At 30.2% G+C, this 16,653-nt stretch carries 11 protein-coding genes and 2 pseudogenes; all 13 read right to left on the bottom strand.

Going from position 1 to position 16,653, the window contains the following annotated elements:
• Window positions 1–15: 15 nt before the first annotated feature.
• On the bottom strand, window positions 16–1,230 hold the full coding sequence (locus tag J2W48_RS20300) for a hypothetical protein (protein WP_310283660.1): 1,215 nt from the start codon (window positions 1,228–1,230) through the stop codon (window positions 16–18).
• 16 nt (window positions 1,231–1,246) lie between these two features.
• Entirely contained in the window at window positions 1,247–2,578 is a 1,332-nt protein-coding gene (locus J2W48_RS20295) for a C40 family peptidase (RefSeq protein ID WP_310283658.1), read from the bottom strand.
• 89 nt (window positions 2,579–2,667) lie between these two features.
• Window positions 2,668–3,891 carry a hypothetical protein gene (locus tag J2W48_RS20290; RefSeq protein ID WP_310283656.1) on the bottom strand — a complete coding sequence of 408 codons (1,224 nt, stop codon included), beginning with the start codon at window positions 3,889–3,891 and terminating at the stop codon, window positions 2,668–2,670.
• Between the two features lie 17 nt (window positions 3,892–3,908).
• Complete coding sequence (locus J2W48_RS20285) at window positions 3,909–8,120, bottom strand: PAAR-like protein (protein ID WP_310283654.1); 4,212 nt, start codon at window positions 8,118–8,120, stop codon at window positions 3,909–3,911.
• A gap of 1 nt (window position 8,121) precedes the next feature.
• Window positions 8,122–8,913 carry a hypothetical protein gene (locus tag J2W48_RS20280; protein WP_310283653.1) on the bottom strand — a complete coding sequence of 264 codons (792 nt, stop codon included), beginning with the start codon at window positions 8,911–8,913 and terminating at the stop codon, window positions 8,122–8,124.
• Between the two features lie 20 nt (window positions 8,914–8,933).
• Window positions 8,934–9,161, bottom strand: coding sequence for a hypothetical protein (locus tag J2W48_RS20275; protein ID WP_310283650.1), 228 nt, complete (start codon window positions 9,159–9,161; stop codon window positions 8,934–8,936).
• A gap of 263 nt (window positions 9,162–9,424) precedes the next feature.
• Window positions 9,425–9,823, bottom strand: coding sequence for a hypothetical protein (locus J2W48_RS20270; protein WP_310283648.1), 399 nt, complete (start codon window positions 9,821–9,823; stop codon window positions 9,425–9,427).
• A gap of 84 nt (window positions 9,824–9,907) precedes the next feature.
• Window positions 9,908–10,117, bottom strand: a pseudogene (locus J2W48_RS23175) (DUF3289 family protein); the annotation flags it as partial.
• 359 nt (window positions 10,118–10,476) lie between these two features.
• Window positions 10,477–10,632, bottom strand: a pseudogene (locus J2W48_RS23170) (DUF3289 family protein); the annotation flags it as partial.
• Window positions 10,633–10,650: 18 nt separating this feature from the next.
• On the bottom strand, window positions 10,651–11,163 hold the full coding sequence (locus J2W48_RS20265; protein ID WP_310283646.1) for a hypothetical protein: 513 nt from the start codon (window positions 11,161–11,163) through the stop codon (window positions 10,651–10,653).
• Between the two features lie 611 nt (window positions 11,164–11,774).
• Window positions 11,775–13,091, bottom strand: a complete 1,317-nt coding sequence (locus J2W48_RS20260; protein ID WP_310283643.1) for a DUF6402 family protein — start codon at window positions 13,089–13,091, stop codon at window positions 11,775–11,777.
• A gap of 1 nt (window position 13,092) precedes the next feature.
• Complete coding sequence (locus tag J2W48_RS20255; protein WP_310283642.1) at window positions 13,093–14,934, bottom strand: type VI secretion system Vgr family protein; 1,842 nt, start codon at window positions 14,932–14,934, stop codon at window positions 13,093–13,095.
• Window positions 14,935–15,136: 202 nt separating this feature from the next.
• The gene (tssD, locus tag J2W48_RS20250; protein ID WP_042563897.1) at window positions 15,137–15,532 is read right to left on the bottom strand and encodes a type VI secretion system tube protein TssD; all 396 of its coding nucleotides are present in this window, start codon (window positions 15,530–15,532) and stop codon (window positions 15,137–15,139) included.
• Window positions 15,533–16,653: the final 1,121 nt, after the last annotated feature.

Genomic DNA, 16,653 nt, shown 5'->3' with positions numbered 1-16,653 from the left:
TTAGTTACTTTTAAATTACTCTTCACCAGGTAAGGAAATACCATCGCCGTCTATTTTTGCTTGTTTCCATTGCTCTTCAAACTCTGGAATATTATAATAATTTTTAAGTTTAAACTCTTTAGTATACTTGTTATCTGAATCAAAGTATTCAGCGAATACCCCCATAAAATCAAATATTCTATAATTTTCTTTATGGCTGTAAATAAAACTATGTATTCGAGCTATTATCTCGGCTTTTTGTGAAAAAGTGAGGTCAACATTACTTTTTTCGCTTAACAGCCAGTTTGTATAATTGTTGTAATGTACAAGCTCATAGAATTGGGTTGCTTTTGCTTTATCTTCTGCTAATATCGTAAGCAGTTGCTGGCTGAAAACTATTTTTCCATCGCACTTTTTGTTGTAAATTATTTTATTTGCTTCCTCTATATTTTGATTGATAAATTCTGTTTGATCAGCTACCCATTTTACTAATTCTTTATCTTCATAATAGCCAAAAGTTGTTACTAAACTTCTCATGAAATATTCATCATTTAAGATTAACCATTTGAAATAAGCTTGGCTATCGTTGAACAAATACATATTACGAGCAACGATAATTTGAATGTTGTTTTTGCGTTGTTTTGCTAAATCTTTAATGTCTTTCCAATGGGGAATTTGAATTTCAGAATTACTAGTTTCAGTATGTCTAAATATTTTCTCATTCTCAATATTTTTCAAATCAGAAAATTCTTTTGTATAATCAAATATCTCAGGCAAGTAATAAAAATCAGTTATAAAATTTTCGTTTTTAACAATATTTGTCCCATTATAGTCAATACCATTGTTCGAAAAAAAAATCATTTTCTTATCACATTGGTCAGTAAAATTTATATACAAATACTTATTATCAGAATTAAAATCTATAGTTCTTCCAAACACATTTTTTATTTTAACACTAAAATACTTATTATTTGGCTGTATATAACCATTTGATTTTAAAATATTTGAAATTATTACTAATGTTGCATCTAATTCTTCTATTTCAAAAGCTCTTTTCTTTAGCTCTAGACCAGCTTCATCAAGAAACTTATTAGCCCCTTCTTTTAGCTGTTTTTTTAATATTTTTTCTAACATATCTGTACTTTTTTCTGGAGATTTGATATTATTTACATCACTTTTATTTTCTTTTTTTTCTTGACAACACACAAAGGTTGAAAAACAAAGAAACAATAACATAGCTTTTTTTTTCATAACACATTTTAAATTTTTATCTGGAACTTTCTTTTGAATTTTCGGCATTTATATCATACTTCTGCAATATTTTTTCTTCTTTTGAAATATTATAATCTTTTGGTTTTGTAATGGCTATTATTGATTTACTATTCTTTGAAACAGAACCCATAATTATTTTTTGGTAATTTACTCTTAAATCTCCATTTCCTTGATTTCCACCCAGATAAACATATCCTGACCCATCTAATGTTTCTCCAGCTATTATAGCAACATGTGAGTAATCAAAGACAATAATTGCTCCAATAAACGCTTCACAGTCCTCTCCCTTTTCCCAATTTGTTGATTTCCAACCAAAAGCTGCCGCACTATGTTTAGTATTAATTCTTTTGAAATTATCTGTCTGGTCAAAACACCAAGCTAGAAAAGCTCCACACCATGGTTCATTATAGCCATAATTTTCTTTATTTTTATTTTTTACTCCTTTTGCTGAGGATACATCAAAATAAATCGATATTTTTTCTTTAAGAGGGCTTTCTTTTTCTATTAAACCTTTATATGCCTCAAATTCTTGCAGAGCAACAATAAACCATGGGGCCTTACCAAACAACTCAACATTAGCAACGTTTTTACAACTGCCTCTAAATATTTCATTTTTACCTATGTCATAATGCAATTCTGTAACGACTTGGGTTATTTCTTTAACAGTTGTTTTTCCGTTTGTAAATCCTCTTCTTTCAACATTTTTTTGAGAAGTATAATGCCATGCGTTTCGTTTGTTGTTAAATTCACCTTCTTCTTTCATAAAAGGAGCATTTGATGCATAACCATATTTTGTAACCCATGGTTCCCGTGTGATATTTTTTTTCCTTTTTTCTAGGTCAGATTCAATACCATTATCAGGAACACTTATACTTTCGTCAAATACTATATAATCTGGATTATTACCATTACCTACTGCATTAGGTTTTATTACTTGTAAATAAAAATCGGTCAAACTTGAAAGCTTATCCTTATTTTTTTCTAAATATTTTTTAACATAATCTAGCTGATCTATAAAAGTCATTATTTTTAACTTGGCATAGGTTGTACCTATTGTTTTTGCAGCTTCTTCATTAAACTGAATTAATCCTACATAACCTTTTCCATTTTCTATTGATGGTGAAAAGGAAGAAGCAGTTTCTAAATGGAATATTGACATTAATTCACTTGCTTTTTCTACTTTTTTAGTTTCTCCCCATAGTCCTGCACATACTTCTAAAACTTTTTTTCTTTCATCGCAACTAATTCTTGAACTCCAATAAAAATTATTTTCTTTACATACACAAACTTTGCTTGTTTGAACCTCCGCCATTTCTAAATCTACCACTACAGGAACTGTACAATTCTCAATAGCTTCCTCGGTTAAAATACTTTTTTCGACTATAAAAATTAATCTATAAAAGAAACAGTTTTAAGTTACTGTATTTCTTGAATAAGTGCTTCTTGATATTCCTCTGATTTTTTATAAAGGTTTTTATAATTTGGCAAATTATAGAAATTATTACGTTCTATTTCTTTTCGTAAAACTCCTCCTAAATCTAACAACTCTATTCGCTGCATAAAAAAACTTTGATCATTGTATTTCTGATCATAACGATATTGTTCTCCAAAATAGACCAAATGCGCTAAAAGGTTAGCTCTGTCTTTTATTGATAGATCGTTTTTTTGATCACTCTCCATTAAAAGATAATTAACATACTCTTTTAAAGCTTCCAGACATTTAGGATCGTTAGAATTAATTATTTCTTTTAATAATGAATAAATTTCAGTGTTTAATTTTACAGTTCCATCACATTTTTTATTCCAGAATATCTTATCTAATTCATTTGGATTGTTGCTGTCAAATTTTGTGTTTTCAACTACCCATTTTAATAATTCTTTATCGTCATAATAACCAAAAATAGTAACCAACCTCTGCATAAAATTTTGATCATTTAAGAGTAACCATTTAAAATAGGCGCGGCTGTCGTTAAACAAATACATGTTGCGGGCAACAAGCGTTTGGATATTTTTTTTGCGTTGATCTTTCAAATTAGGAATGTCTTTCCAGTGAGGAATTTCAATTTCTAAATTATCTATACTTGATTTTCTTATTATTTTAGTATTTTCAATATTATTTAATTTAGAGTATTGTTTTTGGTAATCAATAAGTTCCGGTATATAATAAAATTTTAGAATTATTTTTCTCTGCTTTTCTATAAATATTCCGTCATAATCTATTTCATTATTATTATACATGACAAATTCTCTATCACACTTATCAAAAAAATTAACGTGTAAAAAAATTGATTTGGATTTAGGATCTATAATTCTTCCAAAAACATTTTTAACCTTTTGATTAAAATCTTCTTTATCTAACTCTTTAAAACCATTTGATTTCAATACTTCATCGGCTATTTGCACTGCAGCTTCTAATTCGTCTATTCCAAATTGAATTTTAGGTAATCCAGCACCAGCCTCATCAATAGTCTGAGAGGTTCCTTGCTTAAGTTGTTTCGTTAAAACCGTTTCTATAATAGTATCATTCATCTTGTTTACATTTTCAATAGTGGAACGAATATCTTTTTTTTCTTGACAACCTACATTGCTTATAACTAAAAAGAGACACATTGCTATCTTAATTTTACTTTTTGCATTCATATTAACTATTTTTATTATTATCTCGAACTTTCTCTTGAATTTTCAGCATTTACATCATATTTGGGTAATTTCTTATCTTCTTCTGTTATAATATATTTTTTGGGTTTAGTAATTCCTAATATAGATTTATCATTTTTAGGAACTGATCCTAGTATGATTTTTTGATAACCTGATCTTTTCTCTCCGTTACCTTGATTTCCTCCTAAATATACATATGCTGTCCCATCCATATTTTCACCGACGATTAGAGCTACGTGAGAAAAATCAAAAATAATTAAAGCTCCTACAAATGGTTCCGAATCTTCGCCTTTATTCCATTTATCTGATTTCCAGCCAAACGCCTGAGCGCTATAGGCTGTATTAATTTTTTTAAATTCTTCTGTTTGTTCAAAACACCATGCTAAAAAAGCACCACACCATGCATCTGTATAATTCCAGAGAGTTTCGTCAGCTTTTTGAGATCCTGTTGACGAAACTTTAAAATACTCATGCACTTTTTCTTTTAAAGGGCTGTCAATCTCTCTTAAACCTTTATATTTTTCAAATTCTTGCATAGCAATAATAAGCCACGGCACCCTACCCGATAATACAGGAATTATTCCTCCACTATTACAAATATTTTTATTGTATTTAAACCAAGTTTTTAATTTAGATAATGTACTTTTTCTATCACTCCATCCATTCGGATCTTTTTCTAATTTATGATCTATAGAATAACCATTTAACATTTTAGATTGCAAATAGAAATATTTTTCTTCATCTACATTTTCCATAACAAGAGCTAAATCATTTAATGTTTTTTTTAAACCCTCTTTAAAATATTCTGATTTCCATCTAGCATTAGATTTTTGCGTTTCTGTAAATTTATCCAAAACAGGGAATGTTGTAGTTTTCTTAATTTTTGACCATAACCATCCTGCTGAGTCCACAGCATATGTTAATTCTTGTGCAATTAATTCTGGTTTATTTATTATTTCTTTATTACCTACATATTCTGCATAAGTTTTGTACGGTCCTGGTTCATTATAAAGTGAAGAGCCCGCACCTTGTACGCCTGTCATTTGTATTAAACCTCTGCCTTTATACAAACTTTTACTAGAATCGTGATTGCTTGAATATTCTTCTGCAGTATTAAAATTATCAGATTCATGGAAAGCCTGGGCTAAAAATGTGATTTTTTGAATACAACTACTTATATTATATTTTCTAAATGTTGTATTCAATGCTAATGTAAAACTCGCAATTGATTTATCTTTAATGGTACAGTCTGCATGTCCAAAAATAGTTTCAGACCCTTTTATTATTTTAATGATTGCTTTTACTTCCTCCTCAGTTAAGTCTTTATTACAATAGCAGCTTTTCCCTTTTACAAGCTCCGCCATTTCTAAATCTACCACTACAGGAACTGTACAATTCTCAATAGCTTCCTCGGTTAAAATGCCTTTTTCGACTATTAAAGCTGTATTTTTAAAACAGATGAGTTGTTTTCGTAAGGCAATTTTTTCTTCTTTACTAAAAGGAGTTTTATCTTGTTTGGTAGCTTTTATACCTACGGTTTTCATATCAGGACTTCGTACCAAACTTGCATTTGGCAAAGGCATTTGTGCTAACTGATCGTCTTCAAAAATATAAACTTCTTTTTTGTCATCGTTGGGATCTTTTACTTTTCGGCTTACTTGTATACTAAAACGTACAGGATTGGTTTCTGCATCTGTCAGGTATTTTTCTTCGGCTGTAAAAGGGAGTTCTAATAACCCGTCACTGCCCACTTTTTCTTTATATTCCTGGATGCTTTGCAGTACTGTTATGATGCCGTTTTTTTCTTCCATACAATCAGAATGTACCAGGGTCATAACATCAACTCTTAATTCTTCTTCCTGCATATTGACAGTATGCACCCATACTTTGTGGGTTTTGTCTTGATGGGTAAGGGTTTGCTGTACGCCTTTACCATCTTCTTTAGCAAAAAATATTGATTTTATTTTTTTTTCACTGGTTACTGCAAGTTCTTCGTTACTGTCTAATACCTCTATAAATTTTGTTCCCACTACCGGTTTGCCGTTTTTTATAGCCATATCGTCGGGCAAGGTTATTGTTCCCTGGCTTCCTGTAGGCATTTCTACAGTAAAAATCAAACTTATATTGGGGTTTGGCACTTCGGTTGTTGCGGGTAGCGCTTTTTTTATTTTTTCTTTATACTTGTCATCGGTAGTAATTTTAAACGAACCAATACCTTTGTCGTTAAGAGTTATCTTTTTTTCTTCGAGCATGTATGTTGACGGTTCCAAATAAAAAGATTCCCTTGTGCCTCTTACCCAAACTTTTATGGTGATGGATTGATTTTCTAATCCTGCAATTTCTACAAAGGCATGTGTTTCTTCTTTATAGCCTGTTTCGGTACGTTTATAACCTGTGCCATAAGCCCATAATGCACGTTTTAATTCTGGGGTAGCTACTTTTATTTTTGTTGTTGCTTTTGTATCAATAGTTTGTTCCCCTGTAAGATAGGCCGCTATTTCAAACTCTCCTTCATTATTAAAGGTAATTGTTCCGTCATTATTATTTACCACATCATTTGGCAGTTCTAAATTTATTTTTTCATCGCCAACCAAAGGCATAATTCGGGCTGCCGTTTCGAGTTTTACTTTTGCTCCTTTAGGTATTGATTTTGGCAAAGTAACTTTGTCCATGGAGTTCCTTATTACCTCAAAGAAAAAGCAGTCAGATCCATTAAATAAAGGTTGGTTAGCCGGCTTTCCATAACCTTCTATCGCATATTTACCAAAGTAGTTGTTTCCTGCTCTGGCATCATTATACAGAATTTGATTAATAGGTTTATTGATACTTTTTTCTTTTGAAATAGCTGCGTTTTCAAAAGCTGTTAATCGTATGCCGTCTTTTTGCAAATACCATTGCATTTTGGTAGCGTTGGCAGGCAAAAATTCTACATTAAACTTGCTTACTTCTACTTTCAGACTCTCATTATATCGCAACAGCTGATTGCTGGTTCCTTTTACCGTATTGACACCTAATGATTCTAAAACATTTAAAGTTGTTTTTATTGGGCTTGAATCATTGGGCGATGTATAAGCTTCAACTTGGTATTCTCCGGGGTTTTTGAAGGTAAAAATACCGAGTGACCCTGTTTTCGTTTCCACTTTAATTAGATTAGATTCACTACTAATCTGGCTATTGTAAATTACAGTATTATTATGAGTTACCCTCCAACTGGCAATTGGAGATGTTTCATAGACAGGACCAGGTGCTGATAAATTAAGTATTTTTTGTTTTTCTACTAAGGAAGCTGCTTTAAATTTTAAAGTTAAAGGAATTGGTGTGTTTTTTAACAGGGTTTTACCGGGTGCAGTAATTCCTTCAACATGGTCTTTTATGTATTCGACAAGTATTGCACATCCTTTAAATCCTGCTTTGTTTGCATAAGCTTCAATTCTATACAAACCTTCTTCCTGATCTTTAAAAAGTTTATCTAATGTAAATGCAATGTTGGCTCCAATACCCACAAAAGTTTTCACTTTATCTTTTACCCCATCTCCTTTAAACAAAGCCCATGTTATTTTTGTCGGATCTCCTTTATAGATTGCTTTCAATTGAAGTTTCGCTTCTACAATTGGCATTGCCAAAGGCCAAATATTTGTGTTTTTAGCTTTTTCAATAAAATAATACTTGCCCGTTGATTTTTCTGCAAGCGGAGCAACAATGGTGATTTCAGAAACCGAATCTTCTTTGGTTGGATCTGAGGTTTCCCACTGAGAAGAGGTATTTTCTACGGTAAAAGGATCTGCTTCTTTTACATCAATTGTGTTTACAGCTTTTTTTTGTCCGGTGGTAGCAAATTCAATATTGCCAGCTGTACCATAGCCCGGGCAGGTGCCTGTAGAGACATCTAGCAATACTTTCATACTCTTATCAAAATCTACATTTTTATAATAGTCTTTGTATTTGATGCTGCATTTTGCTTTGCATGGCATTGGCTTTTTGCTTTTGTCCGGAAGATAACAATCACCAAAACCTTCTCCGTTATTAAAGTTCTCTGCTTTATCATCAAGGTTGGTAGCAATTGGTTTTTCCTGAGCAAAATATTTGTTCCCTTTTAATTTTTTAGACTGACTTTTTACTACTAAGGGCACTGCAGTAGCCTTGCTGTTATTAGCAACAGAATTAGAGCAAAAGCATTTAGCCCCTTCTACTATTATTTCTCCTTTTGCCATATTATTTAGAATTAATTTCTCTTTTTATATTTAAAAATGTTTCTTCTTTATAATGAAATAAATTATCTTTTTGAATTTCAAAAATTGCACTTTTGTGTTTTGCCTTTCTATTAAAAGTATCTAAAGTTGTAATTACTTTTACGTTTGTCAGATACTGCTTATGATTGAATTTATTACCTGTTATAAAATTTATCATTTCGGTGCATTCTTCATTTACTGCTTCTTGCGATTCAAAACAGAGTAAAGATTCACCGGCATCTGATATAACAAATTTTGTTTTTCCGATACATTCTAAATTTCCAATGGATTTTATATTCCAATTAATAGCTGTGTTATCGGATTGCTCCTCATCAACTTCCGGATTAAAAAAAATCAAATTCCAAAAAGGCTCTTTAAATTTATTTTGGGTAAAAGTTTGTTCATCATATACATTTAGATTAAACCTTTCTAATATGTCTTTGGCATTTTTGTTATCATCATATTCTTCCATTAGAATAGCAGTGTTTTCTTCCCATCTTTCGAGCCATTCTTTATATTCTATTAGCTTAACAAATTCTCCCTGACTTGTTGTCTGAATTTTAATTGGATAGGTAAGCTGATCTAAATTTTCCAGAAATGTTAAATAGGTATTTTCGTGAACAGGGTTATTAACAACTCTTGTCTTGCTGATTTCATATGTATTAAAATCTGATTTTTTTTCTAAAGCAAGAAATTCAACATCAAAAGAAGTTTGAATTTCTTTTGCATTATCATTAACTATTGTGTTTATTTTATGTGTTATTTCAAAAGTCATTTTTTCTGTGCACTTATGTGTTATATCTTCTTTTTTACAACCTTTTTTAGGAATAAAAACATTATCCATCCTACTAATAATCCTACACTTATACATAACAAAGATTCTAAAATAAAAACTTTCCAGGAAACAATTTCAAAACCTATTTCATCATCTAAAGGTGCTGTATCAGCATAACTAACTACTGGTCCTATTAAAGAATATAAAAATCCGATTACTCCGCCTGCTATTATTAACGTCTTTTTCATATTCTCTTCTTATTTGCTATTACTCAGCCAATACTTCTTTGGGGAAATAATTTTGATTTTTATCTCTATATTCTAATAAAATTCGCAACTCTTTCTTTTTTTCTTCATAATCCCCAAACAAACTTTTTCACCATCTTTCCATAAAAAGTATTTTCTTTTGGAGATTTAAATCTAATGCTCCTTTAGAAGCATCTTTTGTAATAGACTCTGCTTCCTTATGAGATCTCCCAGATATATTTTGTATTATATGCATGTCCAAATCTTTACTTTATTGAAATCATGTTCTTTTTTTCTAGAATAATCGAATCATTTTTATACAATATTCTTGTATAACGAAGTTGATTTTTATTTGAATCTTCTCTATAATAATATATCTTAGAAACTAGATTATCCTCAAATCCTTCAATTCCTCCAAATTCATTATCTCGTGCTGTTTCATAAGCATACTTTTGATAATTTGCAAACATTGTTTTTTTATAAAACAATACTTGAAACATACTATAAGCCTCAAGTTTTCGATTTAGGTTATAATTTTTCTCAAAATCTTCTAATTTATTAATTAATTCATCATTTGATAAATTTTCATAATTTGAAATTTCAAAATATTGAATCCCATATTCTGCTTTATCATTTAATTCTTTGTCTATTGATTCTATTTCCATATTTTTATTTTTACATGATGTTAAACATAAAAAAGGAATAAGAATTGTCATATTAATTTTCATAGTTTAGTATTTCTAAAAGGTTCATTTTAATTCTCCAACAATATCAAGTTTTGTAACAAAAGGTTTAAATCCTCTAAAATGCTGTAAAACAAACCAAGAATAAAAAATAGTTTTATCATATTTTTGAATATCTGGATAGTCTAATCCAAAGTGATCATAATATATATATTCTAATCCTATTTCAAAAGTATTTCCTTTTACTTTATATTTCGTTATATATATTTGATATGTCCAAACATCATATGTAAATCTTTAGAACTTTTAGTTACTGATTAAGGATTGCAAATTCACATTATAAGGTTACATTTTTTTTAGTAAAAACAGAATCATCATAATTGAAGGTACTACGAATAAAATAAAACAGAAATAATATTTAAAATCTTTAGTGTCATTTTTTTTTGTCCAAAATAAAATTATATTAAAAATAACCCAAGTGAGTAAACCGCCAATTGCTGGATAAAGATTTAATGCAACCCATTCTCCGTGGGGTAGTCCGCCAAATTGTATAGAAAATATTAAAAAGGATATAAGTAGAATCACTATTAATTCAAATATTCTTTTTAAACTGAAAAAAAACAATATCATATTTATCAAAATTTAGTTGTAAAGGAAACTCTTGTAATAAATGGTTTATAATCTCTAAAATGCTGTAAGACAAACCATGCTATAAAAATATCATTATCATATTTTTCTATATCAGGATAATCTAAACCAAAATGATCATAAAAATCAAATTGAAGTTTTCCATGAGGTTCATTTTTTTTCTAATAATATTCACTTTCTTTAACTACTCTTTTTTTGTATTTCAGAATTTTCGCAAGGAAAGTACTATCTATTTCTTCATGTCCCGGTATTGATGTATCTACATAAGACAGAAAATTAAATTCTGCGCCAGAATTATTTATCATCACTAAACCAATCCTTCTGTCTCCAGCACCAAATAAGTTTGGAGAATCACCATCTCTAGTGCCTTCTCCATCCCATTTCGAGCCTATTGAGGTATTATATTTTGAAAAAAAAGAATGTTTATAGTAAATGCGCAATTGATAATCGTATGCCTTAACAGAATCAACATTTAAACTTTGAATAGTATGTTGTTTTAGTTTTTCAATCATTTGCTCATTACTTAATCCATCACTACCCATTACATCAAAATATTCAAACTTATCCTTTCCTAAATACATAACTGCATTTGGGATTGGTTCGATTGAAAATTCTGTTTTAGAGCAAGAATTTAAAACTGCTACTATAATTAAAAAAAACATTATCTTTTTCATAAAGTACCTTTTATTTTCCTTTCAAATGCGACTTTAAGTGTAAATCCATCCTTCTCCATTTTTTCTATTTCTTTGATTAATGATTAATCACACCATAATATAGTTTTTTCTAAAAAAAAGAAATGTCGCAATTATCGTTACCAGAATAAATATACCTACATCAACAAAATGAATAATAACAAAATACCCGAAGTAAAGAGTTAATAAATTGAAGAGATTATTAAAATTAAATAAAGCAGGTTCTTCAAATAATGTTTCAATAGTAAATAGAAAACATCCAAAAATAATTGTCAATACCACTAAAAGAAACATTTTTTTTATACTTATCTTTAGATGCAATTTCAAATAAGACAGACAGATACAATAAAATATAGACACAAAAAAGATAGCTATAATATACCGAATTAAACAGGGAGTCAAAAAACTTGAAGCATATTCAAAATTTAGAATTTTATAATAATAAAATGTTTTACTACTTTCTTCTAAATCATCAGCCAAACAATCTGTTACATGCAATCTGTCATAAAATAAGATTAGAGTTAAAAAATTAGAAAATAACAATAAAAAAGAAAATTGAAAAACACTTCTTGTTTTTTTAATTACAAACGCTCTCATAGTTTAAATTTGAAATTAGGTTTATAAATATAAATGTTTGAGTATCTATAAAAATCTTCTCCCATACCACTGTCTTTTCTATAATCTCTATATGATTCATTATTAATATATCTGAAATTTCCTCCAGATAGAATATTTTTACTTGTCTTTTTATCTTTGAGTGACCAATACCCTAAAGGCTGATCTCCCACATAATCAAATCCATCCCTAATATATATTCCTAATTCTGTAATTGTTACTTCCGTTTCAATTGAGCTTTTAAATTCTAAAGTTCCCTTAGCAACAAATCGAATATTACAATTAGCAATTGAACCAAAAAAATCATCTAAATCACTAAATTTTGATTCTTCATACGGAACACTAGTAAAATAGTATTTGTCAAATAACGGAATTTTAACATTGACATTTTTTATTTTTTCATTTTTAAATTCCTCAGGTTTAATAATACTGTCAACCAATTCTGCACTAGCAATGTTATTAAGCCCAAAGGTTGTTATTGTGTTTTTAGAAGAAGGATAAGTTGCATACCCATCTTTTACCATTTTACCAATCTCCTTTTTTAATGATTCTAGTGACTGACTATTTTTCCATTTATTTAAATTTTCATTATAACGTTTTTTAAATCTCTCAAAACTTAACGCCCAACCCATAGTAAAATCATCAATTTTAGGCTTACTTTCCCAAGGATAATTATTCTTTTTTCCGTTAAACCAATCTTCTTGAGATTTAAAAGCATAATTCCAACCTAAACTTTTCATTATTTCAGGAATATATATTACCGCATGCACTCTAAGTTTTTCTTCATTACTGTATTCTCCATTATCAATTTTTATCTCAAAAATATACTCTGCTATATCATCCTCATCTTCTATCGTATAATCATTAATAGTAAAAGCTATTGGACATAATTGTTGTAAATTGTCATTTGGAATTATATAGTCAGTATCTCTATTTAGTTTTGTATTAGATACTGAGTTATACTCTTTGTAGGTTATTGATATTTTTTTCCCTTTTGCTCCTTGTAATAAATTCACTAAGACATAAACTGTTTTAACTGAATATAGTAAACAATTAATTTTCTTTCCATATTTATCAGACCAATATGCGTTTTTTATAAGCTTAGATTCTACTTTCTCTTCCTTTTTTGCTTCATAATCCGCAAATTTTTTTCCGCCATCTTTTCCATAAAAAGTATTTTCTTTTGGAGATTTAAAATCCAATGCTCCTTTAGAGGCATCTTTTGTAATAGTCTCTGCTTCCTTGTAGGATTTCCCAGTTATGTTACGTATTATATTTCCGCTTTCTCCCGCCATACTACTGCATCTTTACCTGTTTTCCGCTATTAATATTTACCTCTTTGGCGCTTTCTACATTTATAGATTCTTTAGTACTTATGTAAGAGCCTGTTTCCATGTTTTCAGTAATACTTTTAGCTTTAGAATTTCTGCCTACCAGGGCAGTCTCAATAATATTACTTGCTGTAAGATTATAATCTTCACTTGCTATTTCTGTGATGCTTTCTCCCGCAATAACATTTATATCTTTTTGTGCTGAAGCCACAATGTTTTGCCCTGCCGACATAATTATACTCTCTCCTGCATTAATCGTAATGTTTTTTGGAGCCGTAACCTCAATATTTCCATCACCATCCATAAACCACTTGTTACCGGAAGGGTCTTTTACCAAAATACTCGAATCACCTTCATCAAAAGTGATGGTGCTTCCTGTGCGGGTATAAATACTTTTGATGTTGTTTTTTAGGTCTCCGCCAGTACCCGTTTTACCGTTAAATAAACTACCTATTACAAATGGTCTGTTGGGATCGTTATAGCGAAACCCCAGCATAACCTGATCACCCACTTCGGGGATAAAAACCATACCGCGATTGGTGCTCACCTCACCACTAGTTCCTGCATCGGGTGTCATTACACGTAACCATGGTGTAGATTGTTGTTTGGTGGATTGCCATAGCATTTTTACACGTATCCTGCCTTGTCCTCTTGGGTCGTCGTTAGCTACTACTTCAGCTTGTTGCATTTGGGCCATAGGAAAAGCGATGTTTGGTTCAGGCAGCTTGCGTATTTTGGCCGGCAGCGCTTTAAAACTGTTCTCATACTCACCTATGTCGCTGGCTTTATGCGTTATTTCGGTGATGATATAGATTCCTACTTCGTTGGTTTCGTAATTGATTTTATTAATGTCTTGTCCGCTGGTATATGCAGCCAATTTGTCTTTTACCTGCATGGCATCTATACTAATGCTCATGCCTATTCGTAAGCTTCTGTTTCGGCTAGTTGCGGTTATAAAATTAGATTCTGCTGCGGCACTTTGCTGCCTGTTTTGCAGTATAGTTTGCAAATACATATCGTCACCAGCGGCAATTCTGCCATATTCTAATGATGATGTAGCATATAGTTTTTGAGAAGCAGTTATGGCATCAGTACCCAATTTTGGAAATCCTTCTATCTGGTCTCTGGTTTTGGCTTGATACAGTTTGCCTACATCTTCGTTATAAGTAAAGGCTCCAAACTGGTTAGGGATTGCCTGAACAGAAATATTTAGGTTATAAAGATCTTTATTATAAATCAATTTTGTAAACTCTGTAGTGGTAGTTGGTTTGCCAAAAAAAAGTTTTTCTCCATCATAATACAACCATTCATTGTATTGTTTGGCTAAGCGTTGTATAAATTGAAAATCAGTTTCGAGGTATTGGGTTTGGTATTCTAAATTGTTGCCGAACTCCGGTTTAATATCGTTTTGTAATTTTTCACCCGCTGCTGTTTTTATCACTTCATCAATGATATCATGCAAATTAGTATCTTGCCAGGAGCTTAGTTTTGGTCCCGATTCAAGAAGTATGGTTTTAGAATAACCCGAAATAATAATTTGGCTTCCTACATGCCCTAATTCCTGAGCATATTGAATATTGGTTACTATTCCCAAAAAATCATTATTGTTTTCAAAAACAATGTGCAAAACGCCTCCCAACCATTTTTGTGCACTCTGCATCGTATATGCTCTTGGTTGTTCGATCACAGAATGCGGAACACTAATTTTAAAATGATGGTGGTTATTAATGGTTTGGTGTAGCTCAATAGTCGTAAAATGTGAGATTTCTTTTCTATCAATACCAAATATTATTTTAGGAATGACCATAATATGTTTAGTTATAAGTTTGATTTTTAATTTTTAACTTAAATAGATTATAGTCTAAAATTCTTATACCGAATTCCATTTTAAGCTAAAAATATCGTGTTCTGAAAATATAGAAGTGATACTAATCAATGTTTTGTTCAATAAATTGCATAAAAAAACAAGAAGCGACACATAACCGCTTCTTGTTTGTCAATAGGAAAAATTAAATTTTAGCCCAATTGTTATCTAATGTTGCATTACCTAATGTAATTTTTTCTGCAGAGAAAGTAATCTCAGTAGTCATTGGAGTTTCTGCCATAGCATCAAGCTGCTCGCTGAAGAATACAATAAATGCATTTTCAAAAGAAAGTTCTTTCATTACTTGTTCAGAATCTGCTTTGAAAAATTTTACTTTTCCGCTTACCGGTTTGTGCTGACTGTTTACTGCCTGCTCAATGACAGTAGTATTGTCTGTAGATTTTAATTTTAGGTTTAATCTACCTCCTTTAATTTCAGATGAAACAGCTCCTTTACCATCAGTATGTCTTAACATATCAACTTTTGAGAATAATACTTGGTACTCGTTTCCTTCGAATTCTAAAATTGCTTTAAATGCCATAATAAAAATAATTAATTTGTAAAATTGTTAAAAATTGTTTTTAGAACCCTCTCTCTGTTGTGTGACTAGTATAAACAAAAAAAGAGGTATTCTATATGATTTTAGAATACCTCTTTTTGTACTTAAGTACTTTTTTTGATTTACTTCTTGTAGGAAGGGGAGGGTGATTCGTAATCAATATTAGTACGAATATATGACTATAAACGAAACAAACAAGTCGATTTGTAATTTTTTTCATAAAAAAATCCAATAGAACAACTCTAATATGTAAGAATGCAGTATTTACTTGGCATCACAAAGAATTCGCCTGAATTTTTATATCTAAAAAACTACTGAATTTCAAAAAAAATTACAAATCTCCATCTCTATATTGAATAAAAAGAAATTATTTTACTTCTCATTTTCCATTATCATTTACTTTTTACTGTACATATATAACATTTACTTAAAATAACAGTCAATAGCTATCATGTTCAAAATATAGTCCTGATAGGATTCATAGTTTATAATTTTTTAAATTGTAATTAACCAAAAGGTTTTCAAGTTTAAACTACTGAATCGTTGAAACCACATCAAGTATTTGAGATAAAGAAACAAGAAAAATCTGCCAGATCACAATGTTCCTATGAACTACAAGACGAACATTACAGCCATTTGTTTTGCCGTTTATATCCTCAAAACTCGGAGGTGAAGACAGCTAGAGAAAAGAGCTTGGGAACAATAAAAATGAAAGATGATGAAATGAGAAAATTCAAACATAACACAAATTGTGGGATGCGGTTCACTCCTATGGAGTACGCCGAATTGGAAAAAAATTATAGCTAGTACTTGACGAAAACTAAGTGACCATATTAGAAAACACTTATTTAACAAGCCTATTGTGAACATTTATTGTAACGCTTCTTTTTATGATTAAATTGAAGAGATAATGACAAAAATAAATCATTATGTTCTCATTGAAATTTTCTTTAGAGGGCATTTCATCATACTTTAATATAGATTCCACTGCTAATTTAAATTAGAAGATTTAATTTATGTGACAATATTTATTTATTTTTTAAATCATTTAAAAAATGGTTCGAGAATTGTCCCGTTAGGGCTACTAGAATAAGTGTTTTCAA

It is taken from the genome of Flavobacterium piscis (genome assembly GCF_031457575.1).
GTDB classification, from domain to species: domain Bacteria; phylum Bacteroidota; class Bacteroidia; order Flavobacteriales; family Flavobacteriaceae; genus Flavobacterium; species Flavobacterium piscis_A.
The sequence above is the reverse complement of the archived record's forward strand: the minus strand, read 5'-3'. Positions and strand labels throughout refer to the sequence as shown.